The organism is Pseudomonas sp. BN606, assembly GCF_029873115.1.
In the GTDB taxonomy this organism is placed as follows: domain Bacteria; phylum Pseudomonadota; class Gammaproteobacteria; order Pseudomonadales; family Pseudomonadaceae; genus Metapseudomonas.
Window position 1 is genome coordinate 1 of sequence record NZ_SSOF01000043.1, and the last position, 4,930, is coordinate 4,930.

Sequence of the window (4,930 nt, forward strand, 5' to 3'; positions counted from 1 at the left end):
CACCCCACGTTGCCGGCTGGCATCCGCCTTGATGATGCTGGCGTCGACGGCGAAGCCTTCGCCTTTGACCAGGCCGGCCACCATGCAGCGGCGTAGCACCTCATTGAACAACCAGCGGAAAAGGCCGCTGTCACGGAAGCGGCCGTGGCGATTCTTCGAGAAGGTCGAGTGATTAGGGACTTCGTCCTCCAGGCCCAGCCGGCAGAACCAGCGATAGGCCAGGTTCAGGTGCACCTCTTCGCACAACCGCCGCTCGGAACGGATGCCGTAGCAGTAGCCGACGACCAGCATGCGCACCATCAATTCCGGGTCAATCGAGGGGCGCCCTATGGGGCTGTAGAAATCCGCTAGGTGGGCGCGCAGGTCACTGAGATCCAGGCACTGGTCGATGCTGCGCAGGAGGTGTTGCGGCGGGATGTGCTCTTCCAGGTTGAACGAGTAGAACAGGCGCGCCTGTCCTCCCGGTAACTGCCCCATCATGCTGCCTGCCCCCACGCTCGCTGAGCGCGTGATTTTGCCGGCGGCATGGGGCGGCAGCTACTTTTTCAACAGAATCGGCCAGAAGCGGCCATTTAGAGCAGAGAAAATAAATCTTTCCCCTTTTTCGTCCCTTTTCCTGGTCCCCTTTCCCCCGAGCAGGCCGCTATGCGAGTCGGCTCGCGCTCATGTTCTAGCTTCGTCAGTGCCAACGGCCTGTCGCGATCTGAGGAATCGTGATCGGGCGAGGGTGTTTCTGTAGAAAGCTGCTCCACTCGCAGTGTGCCCAGCCGATCACACATCGCCCACCGCTGCGGTACGTAAATAACTGCCTGATTCCGACACCCTCTGCCGGCACCCGACAGAAGCTCCGATTCGATTTTCTTACTCTCCACTGACCCCGACGCTCATCGCTTTACGTCGGGCAAGTCAGTCCTGCCACTGCACACCGCGCCATAAGCTCTAGCCGAGCTGACTATGGGCGGATGTAAGGAGAATAAGAAAATGAGCCCAGATTTCACATCATCACTCAATCACTTGCTCGATGCCGCCACGGCTGGTCAACAGCGCGTCCCAGGTGTAGTCGCAGCAGTAGTAGGGCGCGACGGCCTGGTCTATGAGGGCGCTTCAGGTCAACGAACGCTCGGTCAAGCTGGTGCAATGACGACCGACAGTGTTTTCGCCATGTTTTCCACGACCAAAGCGATAACCGCCACGGCGGTGCTTCAGTTGGTCGAGGAAGGTCTCCTGGATCTGGATGCGCCTGCCAGGGACTATGTGCCGATCATCGACGAACTGAAGGTACTAGAGGGATTTGATAGCGACGGCACCCCTCGCCTTCGCACCCCCAAAAAACTAATTACTACCCGAATGCTTCTGCTTCACACGGCAGGCTTGGGTTATGAGTTCTTCAACGAAAACTACAAGAGGCTATCCCAGGAACAAGGACAACCCAGCATCATCAGCGGGTCGTTGGCTGCGCTCAAAACACCCTTGCTGTTTGAGCCAGGTGAACAGTGGGAGTACGGCTCCAACATAGATTGGGCCGGCCTGGTGGTAGAAGCCATCACCGGCAAACGTCTGGGCGAAGTCATGCAGCAGCGCATCTTCGAGCCACTGGGCATGACCGATACCGCCTTTACCATGACCCCATCGATGCTCCAGCGGCGGGCTGGCGTGCACCAGCGTGAAGAGGATGGATCGCTGACCGTCCTTGAGGATCTAATCCTTCCACAGGACCCAGAAGTACACATGGGAGGCCATGGCCTGTATTCGACGGTGAAGGATTATTGTCAGTTTATCCGCGCCTGGATAAACGATGGGCAGGGTGATCACGGACGGATTCTCAAGCCAGAAACGATTCGTTTCGCTGAAATGAACGGCCTCGAAAGTCTGAAAATCAAAGCCCTTCCCGGCGTCATCCCCAACATTTCCAAAACCGCGGAGTTCTTCCCGGGCATGCCTAAGTCCTGGGCGTTGAGTTTCATGGTCAATGAACAAGACGCACCTACCGGTCGCCCTGCGGGCTCTTTGGCGTGGGCCGGATTAGCCAATCTCTTCTATTGGATCGACCGCAAAAACGGCATCGGTGGTTTTTGGGCCACCCAGATATTGCCGTTCGTAGACCCCGTTTCAACCAACTCTTATCTGGAGTTCGAAACGACGGCCTACCGCTATCTGACCAGATAAGCCAGTAACTGATTCGATTCAGGCCTGAGCCCCGCCAGGTGTTCCAGGCAATGGCGTAAGAAAACTGCCCCTCTCCGAAAACCAACAAAAACAAAATAGGTGACTCATGGAGATCTCCATATGCCCTCCTGTGCGCGTTCGTCCCATAGTTTGCGCACTTGGCACTTCAAAGATCGGTACCGGTCTTGTACTGGCAGTTCTGGCGGGCAACGCCCAGGCTATCGATGTGGACGCCGGTGAATACACGGCTGCGCTTCCAGCCGGCAGCAGTATCGGTTTGCTTTACCTTCAGCATGCACAGAGGCGGTCGCTTTACAGTGATGGTCACAAGATTGGGATAGACGCGGGGCTCGACTCGGATATCGGCATACTGCGCGCCGCGCATTACCAGCAGTTGGGTGACTACACGATCAATACGCAGTTCCTGTTGCCCTTCGGTCGTTTGGAAGGAACACGCGATAACGACTCGCTGGGACAAACCAGTGGTGTGGGTGATTTGATTCTGGCGTCCACCTTGTGGCTCGAGAATGATCCGGCGAAGAGACGTTACTGGGGCATTGCGCCCTACCTCTTCGTGCCGACCGGCAACTATGACCGAAACGATGTACTCAACCTGGGCGAAAACCGTTGGAAGTTAACGTTGCAGACCGGCTATGTGACAGGTCTCACTGAAAAACTGTCCCTGGACCTCACCGCGGATGTGACCCTGTTTCGCAAAAATGACGACTTCACCAGTCAAGGCCTGACATTGCGCCAAAAGCCGCTGTGGCAAGCCCAGACTTACCTGAGATACGCCGTGACCCCAAAGCTATCGGTGCATGTCGGTGCATCTCAACTCTGGGGCGGTGAGACGCGCATTGATGGTCAGGATCAGAACGATGAACCCAACACCAGTAAGTACCGTGTTGGGGCCTCATACTGGATGACCCCAACTTTCCAGACCCTGCTCAATTACGGTCAGGACGTATCGGTCGACAACGGTTTCAAGGAAAAGCAGCGGGTTAACCTACGGCTGCTGTGGGTGTTCTGACCCGCAGCGAATGACTGGGTTCCTGGGCACAGGGAGTGGGTTTGACGCCACTCCCTGTGCCTCTTTCCTGCGTCAAGATGCTAGCGCGATCGCCGCTGCAAGGTCTGGGAAGGTAGCTCACTGAAACGCTTGCGATAGACTCCCGCAAATTCACCCAGGTTCAAATATCCCCACCGAAAGGCGATGGCCGAAACTGTCGCGCCCGACTCCGGATCTGTCGCCAGTAAATCGCGGTGCACTCCCTGCAACCGCTGCTCGCGCATGAATGCGCCAGGCGTCATACCGCGAAAACGCGAGAAGGCGCCACTCAAGGCCCGCACACTGGTCCCAACCGCACTGGCAACTTCTCCGATGGTCGGTAGGCTCGCGGCATTGGCTCTCATGAACTCTTCGGCCGCCCTGACATAACGGGGTGCAATCCGGTTCATTGGGTTATTCACATCAAGCCCAGCTTGCGCGGCGCGGCCAGTCCACTCATGCAGCAAATGAAAGCAAAGACTTTGCTCCAGGTGGGTGCCAATGCGTCCTTCAGCCATGTGCTCGGGATTCTCGGCAACACAACGAACCGCGTACTTCAGCAGACTTAGCCAGCTCGAACCCACTCCCCCGATGGTGCACTTATATCTCCAGAACTGATCATCGGGCACGAACCCAAGCCACTGCTGCGCCAGGCGTTCCAAAACCACATGAGGAATGGTCAGATTCAGTTGCAGGTGATCCGGGTCGAGGTCGACCCGGTAATCGACACGACTGCAATCGGCGATGAAGGATTCACCTATTGCCGTATCTTGAGTGACGGAACGCTGCGTCCAGTGCCGTGCATTGCCGCGAATGGTCGTGAGCAGCAGCGCGTTCCCCGCTTCGGGTGAGAAGTCATCGACGTTCACCGCGACTCCATAGCCGAAACGAGTCAGCGTCAATTCGCCAATCCTGGACGAATGCATGCTTGCCTGCGGTTTGATGGCATGCCCGACGGGTAGCACGCGATAGGGCATATAAACGCGATCCGACCAGTCGCTAATTTCATCCCAATCGGTTGAATGAATCTTGTGATGCTGGCGTATCGGCTTGCCGCTGACATCGGCTAACAACGCATGCTCGAGTAGCATAGAGACACCTGTTTTTGTTTTTTTTTAGGTGAGGTTGATGCGCTCGCTGACTTGAGATAATCCGGTGTCTGCGCTCCTTCGTAAAGTTTTTAATAGCGCGACGTACCAATATCGGCAAGCTACGAATTCAGGTTCTGTGGCGAGCCAAACCGAACCCAAAAAAGGAGACAATTTTTTTGCACTCCTAATGTCTGCTATTGGCCGATTCTGTTGAAAAAGGCGGTTCTGCAGCAGCCAGCCGGCGAGGTGTGCCAGCGTTCGAAGTGGCTGCAAGCCACTTCACGTTGCCTTTCGGTGTTTCACTGGGCGTCCGGGCTCAGGTTTGCGGGTTAATTCGAGGGTTTCTGCTTGCCGCAGGCGTACCTATCCCGTGATCGGTGGCCCGTGAGGCATGAGCTTGGCCATGCGTCGCAGGTTTTGCACCGTCGCGGCCAAGGTGAATTCGTCAGCAGCACCCGTCAGGCCACGCAGTCGTAAACGGTCGAGTTTCATGATCCGTTTGAGGTGGGCGAACAGCATCTCCACCTTCTTCCGTTCGCAACGAGAGACGAGGTATTCCGGTGTCTTGGCGATGCGTCGCGCTACGTCGCGGGCAGCTTCATGGATGCTGCGCACGACCTTGCGG

The 4,930-nt window shown here is 56.6% G+C and carries 5 protein-coding genes; 2 read left to right on the plus strand and 3 right to left on the minus strand.

The genetic code is table 11. The annotated features are described in order from the left end of the window. A partial coding sequence (locus tag E8E75_RS06515) for a transposase (RefSeq protein ID WP_280358336.1) occupies positions 1-480 on the minus strand: 480 nt, incomplete at its 3' end. Positions 481-981: 501 nt separating this feature from the next. Between E8E75_RS06515 and E8E75_RS06520 the strand changes: the two genes are divergently transcribed. Together E8E75_RS06520 and E8E75_RS06525 are read left to right on the plus strand one after the other, a co-directional pair. Beyond that, on the plus strand, positions 982-2,166 hold the full coding sequence (locus E8E75_RS06520) for a serine hydrolase domain-containing protein (protein WP_153917864.1): 1,185 nt from the start codon (positions 982-984) through the stop codon (positions 2,164-2,166). Between the two features lie 106 nt (positions 2,167-2,272). After that, a complete protein-coding gene (locus E8E75_RS06525; protein WP_153917866.1) occupies positions 2,273-3,196 on the plus strand; it encodes a transporter in 924 nt (307 codons plus the stop codon). Positions 3,197-3,276: 80 nt separating this feature from the next. On the opposite strand, the gene E8E75_RS06530 is transcribed toward E8E75_RS06525, so the two are convergent. Then, positions 3,277-4,305 carry an AraC family transcriptional regulator gene (locus E8E75_RS06530; RefSeq protein WP_153917868.1) on the minus strand — a complete coding sequence of 343 codons (1,029 nt, stop codon included), beginning with the start codon at positions 4,303-4,305 and terminating at the stop codon, positions 3,277-3,279. 363 nt (positions 4,306-4,668) lie between these two features. Further along, positions 4,669-4,930, minus strand: a 262-nt coding sequence (locus tag E8E75_RS06535) for a transposase (protein WP_280358339.1), incomplete at its 5' end; no start/stop codon positions are given.

Bases quoted from the DNA above. Each gene is read 5' to 3' on its own strand.
- E8E75_RS06525 (WP_153917866.1), top strand. From the start codon at position 2,273: ATGGAGATCTCCATATGCCCTCCTGTGCGCGTTCGTCCCATAGTTTGC.
- E8E75_RS06530 (WP_153917868.1), bottom strand. From the start codon at position 4,305: ATGCTACTCGAGCATGCGTTGTTAGCCGATGTCAGCGGCAAGCCGATA.
- E8E75_RS06520 (WP_153917864.1), top strand. From the start codon at position 982: ATGAGCCCAGATTTCACATCATCACTCAATCACTTGCTCGATGCCGCC.